The 14,402-nt window shown below is 71.5% G+C and carries 12 protein-coding genes; 8 read left to right on the top strand and 4 right to left on the bottom strand.

Going from position 1 to position 14,402, the window contains the following annotated elements; all coding sequences use genetic code 11:
* From malQ to ACFVYS_RS01900, 4 genes are all read right to left on the bottom strand, one after another.
* Positions 1-2,115 carry a 4-alpha-glucanotransferase gene (gene malQ / locus ACFVYS_RS01915; protein ID WP_389497867.1) on the bottom strand — a complete coding sequence of 705 codons (2,115 nt, stop codon included), beginning with the start codon at positions 2,113-2,115 and terminating at the stop codon, positions 1-3.
* Positions 2,116-2,322 carry a hypothetical protein gene (locus ACFVYS_RS01910; RefSeq protein WP_389497865.1) on the bottom strand — a complete coding sequence of 69 codons (207 nt, stop codon included), beginning with the start codon at positions 2,320-2,322 and terminating at the stop codon, positions 2,116-2,118.
* Between the two features lie 527 nt (positions 2,323-2,849).
* Positions 2,850-3,455 (bottom strand): putative immunity protein, encoded by a 606-nt coding sequence (locus tag ACFVYS_RS01905; protein ID WP_389497863.1) that lies wholly within the window; start codon positions 3,453-3,455, stop codon positions 2,850-2,852.
* Positions 3,456-3,729: 274 nt separating this feature from the next.
* Positions 3,730-4,266: an HNH endonuclease gene (locus tag ACFVYS_RS01900; protein ID WP_062650383.1), complete on the bottom strand. Its 537-nt coding sequence runs from the start codon at positions 4,264-4,266 to the stop codon at positions 3,730-3,732.
* 324 nt (positions 4,267-4,590) lie between these two features.
* On the opposite strand from ACFVYS_RS01900, the gene ACFVYS_RS01895 reads away from it, so the two are divergent.
* The 8 genes from ACFVYS_RS01895 to ACFVYS_RS01860 all read left to right on the top strand — a co-directional run bounded on the left by ACFVYS_RS01895 (position 4,591) and on the right by ACFVYS_RS01860 (position 14,398).
* On the top strand, positions 4,591-5,703 hold the full coding sequence (locus tag ACFVYS_RS01895) for a mechanosensitive ion channel family protein (protein ID WP_389497861.1): 1,113 nt from the start codon (positions 4,591-4,593) through the stop codon (positions 5,701-5,703).
* Between the two features lie 292 nt (positions 5,704-5,995).
* Positions 5,996-7,207, top strand: a complete 1,212-nt coding sequence (locus ACFVYS_RS01890; protein ID WP_389497859.1) for an ROK family transcriptional regulator — start codon at positions 5,996-5,998, stop codon at positions 7,205-7,207.
* 101 nt (positions 7,208-7,308) lie between these two features.
* A complete protein-coding gene (locus ACFVYS_RS01885; RefSeq protein WP_389497857.1) occupies positions 7,309-8,658 on the top strand; it encodes an ABC transporter substrate-binding protein in 1,350 nt (449 codons plus the stop codon).
* A gap of 2 nt (positions 8,659-8,660) precedes the next feature.
* Entirely contained in the window at positions 8,661-9,605 is a 945-nt protein-coding gene (locus ACFVYS_RS01880) for a carbohydrate ABC transporter permease (protein WP_389497855.1), read from the top strand.
* 5 nt (positions 9,606-9,610) lie between these two features.
* Positions 9,611-10,504, top strand: coding sequence for a carbohydrate ABC transporter permease (locus ACFVYS_RS01875; protein WP_389497853.1), 894 nt, complete (start codon positions 9,611-9,613; stop codon positions 10,502-10,504).
* A gap of 92 nt (positions 10,505-10,596) precedes the next feature.
* Positions 10,597-11,862, top strand: coding sequence for a 6-phospho-beta-glucosidase (locus ACFVYS_RS01870; protein WP_389497851.1), 1,266 nt, complete (start codon positions 10,597-10,599; stop codon positions 11,860-11,862).
* Positions 11,853-12,827, top strand: coding sequence for an N-acetylglucosamine kinase (locus tag ACFVYS_RS01865; protein ID WP_389497849.1), 975 nt, complete (start codon positions 11,853-11,855; stop codon positions 12,825-12,827). The genes ACFVYS_RS01870 and ACFVYS_RS01865 overlap by 10 nt, the downstream gene beginning before the upstream one ends.
* A gap of 179 nt (positions 12,828-13,006) precedes the next feature.
* Positions 13,007-14,398, top strand: a complete 1,392-nt coding sequence (locus ACFVYS_RS01860) for a hypothetical protein (protein WP_327183128.1) — start codon at positions 13,007-13,009, stop codon at positions 14,396-14,398.
* Positions 14,399-14,402 lie beyond the last annotated feature (4 nt).

The raw sequence follows: 14,402 nt of genomic DNA, 5'->3' as shown, positions 1-14,402 counted from the left end.
TCAGGCCTCCGCGGAGGGTTGGGCGGAGGGGCTGCTTGCAGCCGAGTCGTGCTCTTTCCTCAGTACCTCGATCAGCGTCCGCAGCCTCGGTGAGGCCGCCAACTCCTCCAGGGTCACCGGGCGGCCCGTCGCGTCCGCGATCGGCAGCCGCCAGTTCGGATACTGGTCCCACGTGCCGGGGAGGTTCTGCGGGCGGCGGTCGCCGACGCCGTCCGGGAGCCAGACGCCGATCATGCGGGCGGGGGTGCGCACCAGGAAGCGATGTACGGCCTGGACCTCGGCCTCCTCGGAGGAGCGGTCGCTGCCGCCGCCGGTGCCGGCCAGCAGCCCGAGGCGGGTGAGCAGGCCCAGCCACTCCGCCGTGTCGTTGGCCGCCTCGGCGCGTTCCTCCTCCACGGGCCGGGTCAACAGACCGAGTGAGTGCCGGAGTTCGACGTGCTCGCCGGTGAGCCGGGCGGCGGTGGGCGGCAGGTCGTGCGTGGTGGCGGTGGCAAGACAGTCGTCGCGCCAGCGGTCGGGCGACAGGGGACGCCCGTCGCCGTCCCAGTCCCGTTCGAACCACAGTACGGAGGTGCCCAGCACTCCCCGTTCACGCAGCGTCTCGCGCACGCCCGGCTCGACGGTGCCGAGATCCTCGCCGATCACCACCGAACCGGCCAGGGAGGCTTCCAGGACCAGGACGGCGAGCATGGCCTCGGCGTCGTAGCGGACGTAGGCGCCCTCGGTCGGCGGCTCGCCCTGCGGGACCCACCAGAGACGGAACAGGCCCATGACGTGGTCGATGCGCAGGGCACCGGCGTACCGGAAGAGGGCCTTGAGGAGCCGCCGGTAGGGGGCGTAGCCGGAGGCGGCCAGCCGGTCCGGGCGCCAGGGCGGCAGGCCCCAGTCCTGGCCGCGCGCGTTGAAGGCGTCCGGTGGCGCGCCCACCGACATGCCGGCGGCGAAGTACTCCTGCTGCGCCCACGCGTCGGCGCCCTCGGGGTGCACGCCGACCGCCAGGTCGTGCACGATCCCGACCGGCATGCCCGCCTCGCGGGCGGCGCGCTGGGCGGCGGTGAGCTGGGCGTCGGTGAGCCAGGCGAGGCGGGAGTGGAAGTCGACGCGGTCCATCAACTCACCGCGGGCGCGGGTGGTCTCGGCGGAGCGCGGGTCCCGGAGTCCGGCCGGCCACCGCCGCCACTGCGACCCGTGCACCTCGGCGAGCGCGCACCAGGTGGCGTGGTCCTCCAGGGCCTGGCCCTGCTCGGCGAGGAAGTCGCAGTAGGCGGCGCGCCGGCCGGGCCCGAGCGGTACCCGGGCGACCAGCTCCAGCGCCTCCCGCTTCAGCTCCCACACGGCGTCCCGGTCGATCAACTCGCCCTTTTCCAGGACGGCTTCGCGCAGTCGTCCGGCGCGGTCGAGCAGCGCGGTCCGCGGGTCCTCGTCGTCCCGGAGGTACGCGAACTCGGGGATGTCCTCGACCCGCAGATGCACCGGGTCCGGAAAGCGGCGCGAGGAGGGCCGGTACGGGGAGGGGTCGGTCGGGGTGCCGGGCACGGCCGCGTGCAAGGGGTTGACCTGCACGAACCCGGCGCCGAGTGCCCGCCCCGCCCAGGAGGTCAGCTCGCCCAGGTCACCGAGGTCGCCCATGCCCCAGGAGCGCCGGGAGAGGAGGGAGTACAGCTGGACGAGGAGTCCGTACGAGCGTCCCGTGGGCGTGGGCAGCCGGGGCGGGGCGACGACGAGATGTGCGCGGCCGGTCCGTCCGTCGGGTGCGGTGGCCGTCAGCCGATGCACCCCGAGCGGGAGTTGCCCGACGGAGTCGCGGCTCTCGCCCTGCTCGGTCTCCACCCGCAGGGCGGTGCCCTCGGGGAGGGCGGCGAGCGCTTCGCAGGGGCTGCCGCTCCAGCACACCACCGTCGGTGGCAGCAGCCGCTCGCGCAGCTCCCGTTCCCGGGCGGCGAGCGCGGCACGTACGGCCTTCGGGGTGCCCGCGTCGACGCCGAGGGCGGCCAGGGCGCGGGTGACGGCACCGGCCGAGGCCGCGACGGTGCGGTCCGGGGAGGGCTGGTAGGAGGTGGCGACGCCGTGCAGCGCGGCGAGCCGGGCGAGCTCCTCTCCGGGGGGCGCGGTCATCTAGGGCCTCGTGGAGTCGGAGTCCGCGACGGCGAGCGGCGGCTCGCTGGTCAGGGGCTCGGCGTCGGGCAACGGAGGTTCGCTGGTCAGCGGGGGTTCGGCCCAGGTGCCCTCGGCGCTGAAGCCGGAGAAGCAGGGGTCGTCGAGCTCGACGGGAGTGGCGGCGGAGTGCTCCGCCAGGCGTTTGGAGCGGGCCGGTGCGATCACGGTGGCCTCCTCATCAGTACGGCATCGGATACCCCAGCCCTACCCAGCGGACGCGGGGACAGACGTCCTCACGTCATTACACGCCGCCGCCCCCTCCCGCGGCCCGCGCCGACACGGCGGACCGGCGCGCCGAAACGACGACGCACGACTGCGCCCGGCTGCGCACGACGACAAGCCCGCCCCGCGAGAGCCGACCTCGCACCTCCAGCCCGACGAACGGCCCGCGGCCCTCAAACCGCCCGCAGCCCGCCTCCGAGCACCCCCAGGCCGCCCCAGGCCGCCCTGCGGATCGCCCTCCGGCCGCCCTGAGACCTCGTCCGCCCCAGGATCGTCCTCCGGCCGCCCTCCGACGGCCCCCGGGTCGCCTCCACGGCCCTCGGGTGACCTCCGACAGCCCCGAGTCCGCCTCCGACAGCATCTAAGTCGCCTTCCAGCCGCCCTGAGTCCCCCTCCGACCGCCTTCCGACCGCCCTCCGGCCGTCGTCAGGTCACTCTCGGACCGCCCTCGGCCCGCCCTCGGCCCGCCCTCAAGCGCGCAGCGCGGCGTCGAGATCGCGCATGAGCTCTCCCACGCGTCCGCCTCCGGGAGGTGCGGCCGGCAGCCGGCCGAGCACCGCGGCGACCGCCGGCGGCGCATGCCGGCACGCCCATTCCAGGGTCCCCACACCGGCAGCGGGGTCTCTCCCCGCGCCGGGGATCCCCACGGCGACAGGCCGACTCTCCCCCGCCGCCAGCTCCTCCGCCGCCAGTTCCTCCGCTCGCGCCGCGTGGGCCGCCGCACCGAGGACGTGCTTCACCTGATGGGCGTTCGCCAGGGGATGCAGGTACGCGGCGGCGGCCGCATGGCTCGCCGCTCGTGCCGCGTCCGCCGAGGCGGGTGAGGCGGGAGCTGCGGGTGAGGCGGCTTCCTGTGCCGCCCGGTACGCCGCCCACGCGCTCTGCCGCAGGGCTCCCGTGCGCCGGCCGCCCCCGGCGAAGGCCTCCGCGGCTTCGACGGCGTCGCGAGGGCGCGGGTCCGTGGGGAGGCTCTGCTCGAATATCGGCAGCGTTCTGCGGGCGCAGCGGGCCGCATAGCCCGCGATCTCCCGCAGTTCGTGTTCGCTCAGCTCGATCTTGTCCGACTCGGTGGGCACCGCTCCATCCTGCCGCCGTCCGAGCCTCGCCCACCAGACCGGCGTCCACCACATGGGTACCGCTCAGACCGGCGCCCTCCGAACCAGCACCGTCCGGACCAGCACCGTCCGGACCTGCGCATCCGGACCAGCCCGTTCAGACCGGAGCTGCGCCATGCGCGACGACCATGCGGCTCCGGGGGCACAGGGAACCCCCGGAGCCGGTCACGCTCGGCTCGGTGGCCCTGGTGACGCGGTGCGAAGAAGCGGGCGACGCAATACGAAGCCCGGGTCGTCAGGCGGAGATGCCGTCGATCCGGGCCAGAGCGTCGTCCGCGCCGTACGGCTGCAAGTACGGCAGCCAGCGCGGGTCCCTATGCCCGGTGCCGATGATGCGCCAGGCGAGTCCGGACGGGGGAGCGGGTTTGTGGCGCAGCCGCCAGCCGATCTCGACGAGGTGCCGATCGGCCTTGGTGTGGTTGCAGCGACGGCAGGACGCCACGACGTTGTCCCACACGTGTTTGCCTCCGCGACTGCGCGGGACGACGTGGTCGACGCTGGTTGCGACGCCACCGCAGTACATGCACCGGCCCCCGTCCCGGGCGAAGAGCGCCCGACGGGTCAGAGGAACGGGCCCCCGATAGGGAACCCGGACGAATCGCTTGAGCCGGACCACGCTGGGTGCGGGGACTGTGACGGTCGCGCTGTGCAGGAAGGCGCCGGATTCCTCGAGGGAGATCGCCTTGTTCTCCAGGACGAGGACGAGCGCGCGGCGGAGCGGTACGACGCCGAGCGGCTCGTACGACGCGTTGAGGACCAGGACATGCGGCACGGATGCCTCCTTGGGCGTCGGCGGCGCGTGGCTCGCGCCGGGACGAACTGTGGTCAGTGTCCCCTCTTGGCTGGTGGACGCGCCACCATGTCCCGGTAACGGGCTGGGAGTGTTTTCGACCACACCCTGTCGTCTCCCCAGGATCATGGCCTGTTCAAGCCCAGGTGAGGGCCGTCTCTCCTTCACGGAACAGGCCGGACCACACACAATGCCCCGTTAGTGTGGTGGTTCTGCCCGTCCGGTGACCTTTCCGTGACCTCGCAGCGCGTGTCGTCCTTGACCGCCGCACCGAATGGGGCAGAGCAGCACCTGGAGGTACCTGCCGTGTCCTTGCCCGCCGTCCTACTGGCCGCCGACGCGTCACCGTCGCCGACTCCCTCGGAGTCGCCGACCGCGGTGACCGTCCCGTCCCTCCAGGACGCCCAGGAGAGCGCGACGAACGCGGCCAGCTGGGTCGAGCAGAACTGGTCGACCTGGCTGGCGATCGGTCTGCGCGTCCTGCTGATCCTGGTGATCGCGGTGGTGCTGAGAGTGGTGGTGCAGCGGTCGGTCACCAAGCTGATCGACCGGATGAACCGCACCGTCTCCTCGGTCGACGGCACGGCGCTGGGCGGGCTGCTGGTCAACAACGAGCGGCGGCGTCAGCGCTCGCAGGCGATCGGCTCGGTGCTGCGTTCGGTGGCGAGTTTCGTGATCCTCGGCACGGCCGCCCTGATGGTGCTGGGCACCTTCGAGATCAATCTGGCCCCGCTGCTGGCCTCCGCCGGTGTGGCGGGCGTGGCGATCGGTTTCGGCGCGCGCAACCTGGTCACGGACTTCCTCTCCGGTGTGTTCATGATCCTCGAGGACCAGTACGGCGTCGGGGACCAGATCGACGCGGGCGTGGCCACCGGTGAGGTCATCGAGGTGGGGCTGCGCGTGACGAAGCTGCGCGGTGCCAACGGTGAGATCTGGTACGTCCGCAACGGCGAGGTCAAGCGGATCGGCAACCTGTCGCAGGGCTGGGCGACGGCCGGCGTCGACGTGACCGTCAAGGCGTCCGAGGACCTCGACCTGGTCAAGGCCACGCTGGACGAGGTCGCCGAGAAGATGAGCAAGGAAGAGCCCTGGAACGAGCTCCTGTGGAGCCCGATCGAGGTGCTCGGCCTGGACAGCGTCCTGCTCGACTCGATGGTCGTCCGCGTCTCCGCGAAGACGATGCCCGGCAAGGCCCTGGCCGTCGAGCGGGAGCTGCGCTGGCGCGTCAAGCGTGCCTTCGACGCGGCCGACATCCGCATCGTGGGCGGCGCGACCGCCCCCGTCACGGAGGACCCGGCCGACCCGACGGCCGCGGTCGCGGCCCCGTCGGTGTTCTCCAACGCGGACTCGCCGCAGGTGGCGGCGGCGGCCCCGATCACCCAGCCCCGGTCGGCGGCCCCGGCCACGCCGGGGAAGTAGCCCGCACGCGGGAAGGCCGTACCCGGAAGGCCCCGGGTACGGCCTTCCGGCATTTCACGACTCCCCCACCCCACGACTGCCCCCACCGCCCGGGCCCTCCCGACCTATCCGCCCCCGAAGTAACGACTCTGTTGCCTCGGGGGCGTTTCCCCTTTCACTCCTTGACGTCCCCTTCGTGACGGGTCTACGTTCCTGCCAGCCGATAGGAAACTTTCCTAACAGTGACCGGATGTGGACTTGCGTCCGGCGTACTTGAGAAGCTGGGCCGTTCAGAAAGGCAGGTGTCGACCCCATGGCAGGAATCGCCGGTACGCCGGGCACCCCGCGCGTCCTGCGCGCCATGAACGACCGCGCCGCCCTCGACCTCCTGCTGGCGCACGGCCCCCTGTCCCGCACCCGCATCGGCAAGCTCACCGGCCTGTCGAAGCCCACCGCCTCACAGCTGCTGGCCCGGCTGGAGGCGGCGGGACTGGTGCTCGCGACCGGCACCACCGAAGGGCGCCCCGGCCCCAACGCCCAGCTGTACGAGGTCAATCCGGCCGCCGCGTACGCCGCGGGGCTCGATGTCACCCCCGAACGCGTCCTGGCCGCCGTCGCCGACGCCACCGGCCGCACCGTGGGCACGTTCGAGGTGCCCACGCCCGGCCGGAAGACCGCCGACGCCGTCGTACGGCAGGTCACCGACGCCCTCGACGGCGCGGTGAAGGCCGCGGGCCTCACCCGGGGCGAGGTACGACGGCTGGTCGTCGCCACCCCCGGCGCCTTCGACCCCACCACCGGTCGGCTGCGCTACGCCTCCCACCTGCCCGGCTGGCACTCCCCCGCGCTGCTCGACGATCTCGCCGCGGCCCTGCCGATGCCGGTCGAGTACGAGAACGACGTCAACCTCGCCGCCGTCGCCGAGCAGCGCCTGGGCGCGGCACGCGGCCACGAGGACTTCGTCCTGCTGTGGAACGAGGGTGGGCTCGGCGCCGCCCTCGTCCTGGGCGGCCGGCTGCACCGCGGCTGGACCGGGGGCGCCGGCGAGGTCGGTTTCCTGCCGGTTCCGGGCGCACCCCTGGTCCGGCAGGTCACCAAGGCCAACAGCGGCGGCTTCCAGGAGCTGGCGGGCTCCCAGGCCGTCCCCCGGCTGGCCCGGGAGCTCGGCATCACCGACCTCCCGTCCGGACCGTACGCCGAGGTCGCCGCCGTCCTCGTCGAGCGGGCCGCCGCCGAGGACACCGCCCTGCACCGGCAGCTGCTCCAGACGTACGCGACCCGGCTCGCGACCGGTCTCGCCTCGCTGGTCTCCGTACTCGACCCCGAACTCGTCGTCCTCAGCGGCGCCTCCCTGACCGCCGGCGGCGAGGTCCTGCGCGCCCTCGTCCAGGACGAGCTGGCGGAACTGGCCGCGTCCCGGCCGAAGCTGGTCATGGGCGACGTCACCGAACGGCCCGTGCTGCGCGGCGCGCTGGAGAGCGCGCTGGCGGCCACCCGCGACGAGGTCTTCGACACCTCACGCTAGCCGCACCACCACCCCTCCCCCGGACCCGCACCTCACCCCGCTCCACCGCACCTCACCGCATTCCACTCACCCTGCCCTGTCCCTCCCTGGAAGGCTCCGCCATGCCCACACGCATACCCGTAGTCGTCCGAAAGGCGGCTTTTGCCCTCACCGCCTCCACGGCCCTCCTGCTCAGCACCACCGCCTGTACCGGCCAGTCCGCGACCGGCTCCGAAGACGACGCGTCCAAGGAGACGACCCTCACCTTCTGGCACGCCTGGAGCGCGCCGAACGAGGTGAAGGCCGTGAAGTCGCTGATCGCGGGCTTCGAGAAGACCCACCCCAACATCCATGTGAACGTCGTCGGCAACATGACCGACGACAAGATCAACCAGGCGCTGCGCGCGGGCGGCACCAAGGCGCCGGACGTGATCTCGTCGTTCACCACCAACAACGTCGGCAAGTTCTGCTCGTCGGGCGCCCTCGTCGACCTCAACCCCTTCTTCGAGAAGGCGGACATCGACCCGTCCACGACCTTCCCGAAGGCCATGAACGAGTACACCCAGTTCGACGGCAACCGCTGCGCCGTCCCGCTGCTGGGCGACGCCTACGGCCTCTACTACAACAAGACCGCGTTCGAGAAGGCGGGCATCACCACTCCCCCCAAGACCTGGTCCGAGTTCGAGGCCGACGCCAAGAAGCTGACGATCACCCAGGGGAACACGTTCAAGCAGCTCGGCTTCATGCCGAACTACCACGGCTGGGAGACGACCACCGAGCACTACCTCGGCCAGTTCTCCCCCACGTACTTCGACACGGCCGGCAAGTCGACCATCGCCACGGACCCGGCCGTCGCCTCCGCCTTCACCGTGCAGAAGAAGCTCGTCGACGACCTCGGCGGCTTCAAGAAGCTGGAGACCTTCCGCTCCACGCTCGGCGACGAGTGGGGCCCCAAGCACCCCTTCCAGACCGGTCAGGTCGCCATGCAGCTCGACGGCGAGTGGCGCCTCGGCATGGCCCTGGAGGCCAAGCCGGACTTCGAGATCGGCGTCGCCCCGCTGCCCGTCCCGGACGAGCGGGCGGCCCAGTACGGCAAGGGCTACATCACCGGCACCATCGCCGGCATCGCCGCCACCAGCAAGAAGCAGAACGCGGCCTGGGAGCTGGTGAAGTACATGACCACCGACACGGACGCGGTCGTCGCCTTCTCCAACGCCATCCACAACGTGCCGTCCACGCTGGCCGCGCTGAAGTCCCCGGACCTGAAGTACGACGCGCGTTTCAAGACGTTCCTGGACATCGCCGCGAACCCGAACTCGACCACCTCCCCGGCGTCGATCAACGGCGGTGTCTACCTCACCACCGTGCAGCAGCTCGGCTACGACTACGAGAGCGGCAAGGTCACCGACCTGAAGGCCGGCCTGAACAAGGCGGCGACGCAGATCGACACGGACATCGCGCAGGCGAAGTAGCGATGGCGGCCACCCACACGCTGCGGGCGAAGCACCGGCGCTCGGCACTGCGCACCCTCGCCTTCCTCTCTCCCTGGCTGATCGGATTCGCGGTCTTCTTCGCGTACCCGATGATCTCGACGGTCTACTTCTCGTTCATGCACTACGACGGCTTCAAGCCGCCGACGTGGAGCGGCACGAAGAACTGGACGTACGTCTTCGAGCACTATCCGTTCTTCTGGCCGGCCCTGCGCAACACGCTCTGGCTCGTCGTGATCATGGTGACCATGCGCGTCCTGTTCGGACTCGGCATCGGCATGCTCATCACGAAGATCAAGACCGGTACAGGAGTCTTCCGCACCCTCTTCTACCTGCCCTATCTGGCCCCGCCGGTGGCGGCCACCATGGCCTTCGCCTTCCTCCTCAACCCCGGTACGGGCCCGGTCAACTCGATCCTGGAGAAGATCGGCGTCCCGGCCCCGGCCTGGTTCAACGACCCGAACTGGTCCAAGCCCGCCCTCACCCTGATGTTCCTGTGGGGGGTCGGCGACCTGATGGTCATCTTCATGGCCGCGCTGCTCGACGTACCGAAGGAGCAGTACGAGGCCGCGGAACTGGACGGCGCCTCGGCGTGGCAGCGGTTCCGGTTCGTCACCCTCCCCAACATCTCGCCGATCATCATGTTCGCGGTCGTCACCGGCGTGATCGCGGCGATGCAGTGCTACACACAGCCCCTGGTCGCCGGAAAGGTCGCCTCGGGTGTGATCCAGGGCGCGGGCACCATGTTCGAGCCCGGCTATCCGGAGCACTCCACGCTCACCCTTCCCCAACTCGTCTACAACCTCGGCTTCCAGCGCTTCGACTACGGCTCGGCCTGTGTCGTGGCCCTGGTGCTGTTCGCCCTGTCGATGGCGTTCACCGCGCTGTTGATGCGGCGCCGGGGCGGTCTCATCCAGGCAGGTGACTGACCCCTATGACCCAAGTACTGGACCGGCCGGCGGAGTTGCGGACACCCGCCACGCCCGCCGAGCGCACCGCCCGCCGCAGGGCCCTGCTGGAATGGATCGCGGTCCACTCCCTCGGCGTGGCCGCGGCCCTCTTCTTCACCCTCCCCTTCGTGTTCGTGTTCCTGACGTCCCTGATGAGCGACTCCCAGGCACTCAGCCGGGACCTGATCCCGCACACCTGGGAGTGGGCCAACTACAGGAAGGTCTTCGACACCCCGGGCTTCCTCACCTGGTGGCGGAACACGCTGATCTACGCCGGACTGGGCACGGTCCTCACCGTCGTCTCGTCCGTCCCCGTGGCGTACGCGCTGGCCAAGTTCCGCTTCCGGGGCCGGAATCTGACGCTCATGCTGGTGATCTCGATGATGATGCTGCCCCCGCAGGTGGTCGTCATCCCGATGTACCTGTTCTGGGCGAAGCAGCTGGACCTGTCGGGCACCCTGTGGCCGATGATCATCCCGCTGGCGTTCGGCGACGCGTTCTCGATCTTCCTGCTGCGCCAGTTCCTGCTGACCATCCCGAACGAGTACCTGGACGCGGCGCGGGTGGACGGCTGCGGCGAACTGCGCACCCTGCTGAAGGTCGTGCTGCCGATGGCGAAGCCCGGCATCGCCGCCGTCGCCCTCTTCCAGTTCTTTGCCGCCTGGAACGACTACTTCGGTCCGCAGATCTACGCCTCCGAAAATCCGAACGCGTGGACCCTCTCCTACGCCCTGGAGTCCTTCAAAGGCGCGCACCACACCGACTGGAACCTCACCATGGCGGCCACCGTGCTGGTCATGGCCCCCGTGATCCTCGTGTTCTTCTTCGCCCAGAAGGCGTTCGTCGAAGGTGTCACCCTCACCGGAGTAAAGGGTTAACAAGCCATGAAGCCACAGACTCCCGGGGGACAACCCCCGGCCCCCCGGCCGGCGAACACCGCCCCCGCCACCCGGAAGCGAGGCGCACACCGGTGAAACTCACCGTGGTCGGCGGCGGCTCGACCTACACACCCGAACTCATCGACGGCTTCGCCCGTCTGCGGGACACCCTTCCCGTGGAGGAACTGGTCCTCGTCGACCCGGCGGCCGACCGACTGGACCTCGTCGGCGGCCTGGCCCGCCGGATCTTCGCCCGGCAGGGCCACCCGGGGCGCATCGTGACGACGTCCGACCTGGACGCGGCCGTCGAGGGCGCCGACGCCGTGCTGCTGCAACTCCGCGTCGGCGGCCAGGCGGCGCGTCAGCAGGACGAGACGTGGCCGCTGGAGTGCGGCTGCGTCGGGCAGGAGACGACGGGAGCGGGCGGCCTCGCGAAGGCGCTGCGGACCGTCCCGGTGGTCCTGGACATCGCCGAACGGGTGCGCCGGGCCAATCCGCAGGCCTGGATCATCGACTTCACCAACCCGGTCGGCATCGTCACCCGCGCCCTGCTTCAGGCGGGCCACAAGGCGGTCGGCCTGTGCAACGTGGCGATCGGCCTCCAGCGGAAGTTCGCCACTCTGCTCGACGTCACCCCGGCCGACCTCCACCTGGACCACGTCGGCCTCAACCACCTCACCTGGGAGACCGGGGTGCGGCTGGGCGGTCCCGAGGGCGAGGACCTGCTGCCGGGCCTCCTGGCCGCTCACGCCGACACGATCGCCGCCGACCTGCGCCTGCCCCGCGTACTCCTGGACCGGCTGGGCACGATCCCCTCCTACTACCTGCGCTACTACTACGCGCACGACGAGGTCGTACGGGAGCTGCGCACGAAGCCGTCCAGGGCGGCGGAAGTGGCCGCGATGGAGAGCCGGTTGCTGTCGCTGTACGCGGACCCGGCCCTGGACGAGAAGCCGGAGCTGCTGGCGAAGCGCGGCGGCGCCTACTACTCGGAGGCAGCGGTGGACCTGGCGGCGGCACTGCTGACCGGCTCCGGCAGCCCGTACCAGGTGGTGAACACGCTCAACAACGGCACGCTGCCCTTCCTCCCCGACGACGCGGTGATCGAGGTCCAGGCGGCGGTGGGTCCCAAGGGTCCGTCCCCGCTCCCCGTGCCGCCCCTCGACCCGCTCTGCAGCGGCCTGATGGCGAACGTGACGGCGTACGAGGACCTGGCCCTGCGGGCGGCCCTGCACGGCGGCCGCGACCGGGTCTTCAAGGCCCTGCTGTCCCACCCCCTGGTCGGCCAGTACGAGTACGCCGAGCAGCTGACCGACCAGCTGATCGCACACAACCGGGAGCATCTCGCGTGGGCCTGACGGCAAGCGTGCTCGCCATCGACGCGGGCAACAGCAAGACGGACGTCGCGGTCGTGGCGGCCGACGGAAGGGTCCTCGCCACGGCCCGTGGCGACGGCTTCCGCCCGCCCGCCGTGGGCGTGACGGCGGCGGTGGACACCCTCGCCGACACCGTCACGCGCGCGTACACGGCGGCCGGCGTCGACTCGGCGGTCCATGTCTCGGCCTGTCTGGCCAACGCCGACCTGCCGGTGGAGGAGGAGCAGCTGGCGGCGGCCCTGCACGCACGCGCGTGGGGCACCTCCGTGGACGTCCGCAACGACACGTTCGCCATCCTGCGGGCGGGCGTCGCCGACCCCCGGGGGGTGGCCGTCGTCTGCGGTGCCGGCATCAACTGCGTCGGCATGCGCCCCGACGGCCGCACCGCCCGCTTCCCGGCCCTCGGCCGCCTCTCCGGCGACTGGGGCGGCGGCTGGGGCCTGGCCGAGGAGGCGATATGGCACGCGGCGCGGGCGGAGGACGGCCGGGGCGGACCGACCGTCCTCACCGACGCGCTCCCGTCCCACTTCGGTCTGCCGTCCATGTACGCCCTGATCGAGGCCCTCCACCTGGAGCACATCGCCCCGTCCCGCCGCCACGAACTGACCCCGGTCCTCTTCGGGACGGCGCGGGACGGGGACGCGGTGGCGCGCACGATCGTCGACCGGCTGGCGCAGGAGGTGGTGTCCATGGCGACGGTGGCCCTGACCCGGCTGGACCTTCTGGAGGAGGAGACACCGGTCCTTCTGGGGGGAGGCGTTCTCACCGCGGGCCACGGGCAACTGGACGACGGGGTACGCGAGCTCCTGGCCGCGCGGGCGCCGAAGGCGGTGGCGAGCGTCGTACGGGAGCGCCCGGTGCTCGGGGCCGCGCTGCTGGGCCTGGACCGGCTGGGGGCGGACGCCGACGTGCAGCGAAGGGTGCGGAGACACTTTCACGCGGGCTGAGTGACCGCACGCGCCCCCGAACACAACACGGGCCCCCGTGAAGGAACCGAACACCCACCCGACGCGTATTCATGGACAGGGGTGACTGCGATCTGATCAAGATCCAGTGAAGGCCGGTGCGCATGACCGGCCCCGCCAGCGATACTGGCGGCGGTAGATGACCATGGGGGAGGTCAAACGTGGCAAACCCGGCACCAGGCAGCACCGTAGCGCCACTTGCGCCGGCCTCGGCGCCACCGCCGACGCGCCGTACGGCGTTCGCCGAGGGCGTCGACAAGGCGCGCGCTGCGGCCACCACGGAGCCGGGCCGGCTCCGGATCATCGGCGCCTTCCTCGCCCTGCTCGTCCTCGCCTTCGGCGCCGTGACGGCCTGGCAGACGACCGACCGCGCGGCCGCCGCCGACGACGTGCTGCACAAGAGCCAGCCGCTCAGCACGGCCGCGGCCGACATCTACCGTGCGCTGGCCGACGCCAACACGGCGGCCTCCAGCGGATTCCTGGCGGGGGGCCAGGAGACGGCGGAGTCCCGGTCGCGCTACGAGGAGGACATCGACGAGGCCGCCTCCAAGCTCGTCACGGCGGCCAACAACGCCGACCCCGATTCGCCCTCGACGGCCTTCATCACCAAGCTGAACAAACTGCTGCCCGAGTACAAGGGCCTGGTGGAGCGCGCGCGGACGTACAACCGGCAGGGTTTCCCGGTCGGCGGCGCCTATCTGCGGTACGCGAACCAGAAGATGCAGGGGGAGATGCTCCCCGCGGCCCAGGATCTCTACACGAAGGAGAACCAGCGCCTCCAGGACGACTACGGCGACGCCACCCCCTACCCGTGGGCGGCGATCGGGCTGGGCGTCCTCGCGCTGGCCGGTCTCGCCTGGGCGCAGCACCGCAACTACCGCCGTACGAACCGGGTCCTGAACCACGGCCTGGTCGCGGCGACGGCGACCACCACGGTCGTCCTGCTCTGGCTGGTCGTCGGCCACAGCGTGGCCCGCGCGGGGCTCGACGACTCCTACGACCACGGCGTCCGCTCGCTGAACGTCCTGCACGACGCCCGGATCGCCTCCCTGAAGGCGCGCGGCAACGAGAACCTGACGCTGGTGGCGCGCGGCGCCGAGACGGTGAAGGTGGCCGCCGACGGCGAGGAGGTGACGCTCGACAAGTACGACCACGAGTTCACCACCGAGATCACCACCCTCGGCAAGGGCCTCACCCTCGCGGCGAAGCTCGCCGACGACCAGGCGGGCGAGAAGCCGGTCGCGTCGGCCGAGAGCAACATGGCGGAGTGGAAGAAGCGCCACACCGCGGCCCGCGCGCAGGACGACAACGGCAACTACGAGCAGGCGCTGGCCCTGGTGATCGGCGGCAAGGACGCGACCGGCGCGTGCTTCGACAACGTCGACCAGAACCTCGCGGACGCGCTGGCGCACGAGCAGACCGAGTTCCGGCAGGCGGCCGGCGACGGACTGGGCGCGATGACCGGCCTGCCGATCGGCGCCGCCGTGCTCGCCGTGCTGGGCGCCGCGGGCGCGGTCGTCGGCATCGGCCGCAGACTGTCGGAGTACCGGTGAACAG

The organism is Streptomyces sp. NPDC058295, assembly GCF_042880655.1.
GTDB lineage: Bacteria > Actinomycetota > Actinomycetes > Streptomycetales > Streptomycetaceae > Streptomyces > Streptomyces coriariae.
Note: the sequence above shows the minus strand (reverse complement) of the source record. Positions and strands in the feature narration are given on the sequence as shown.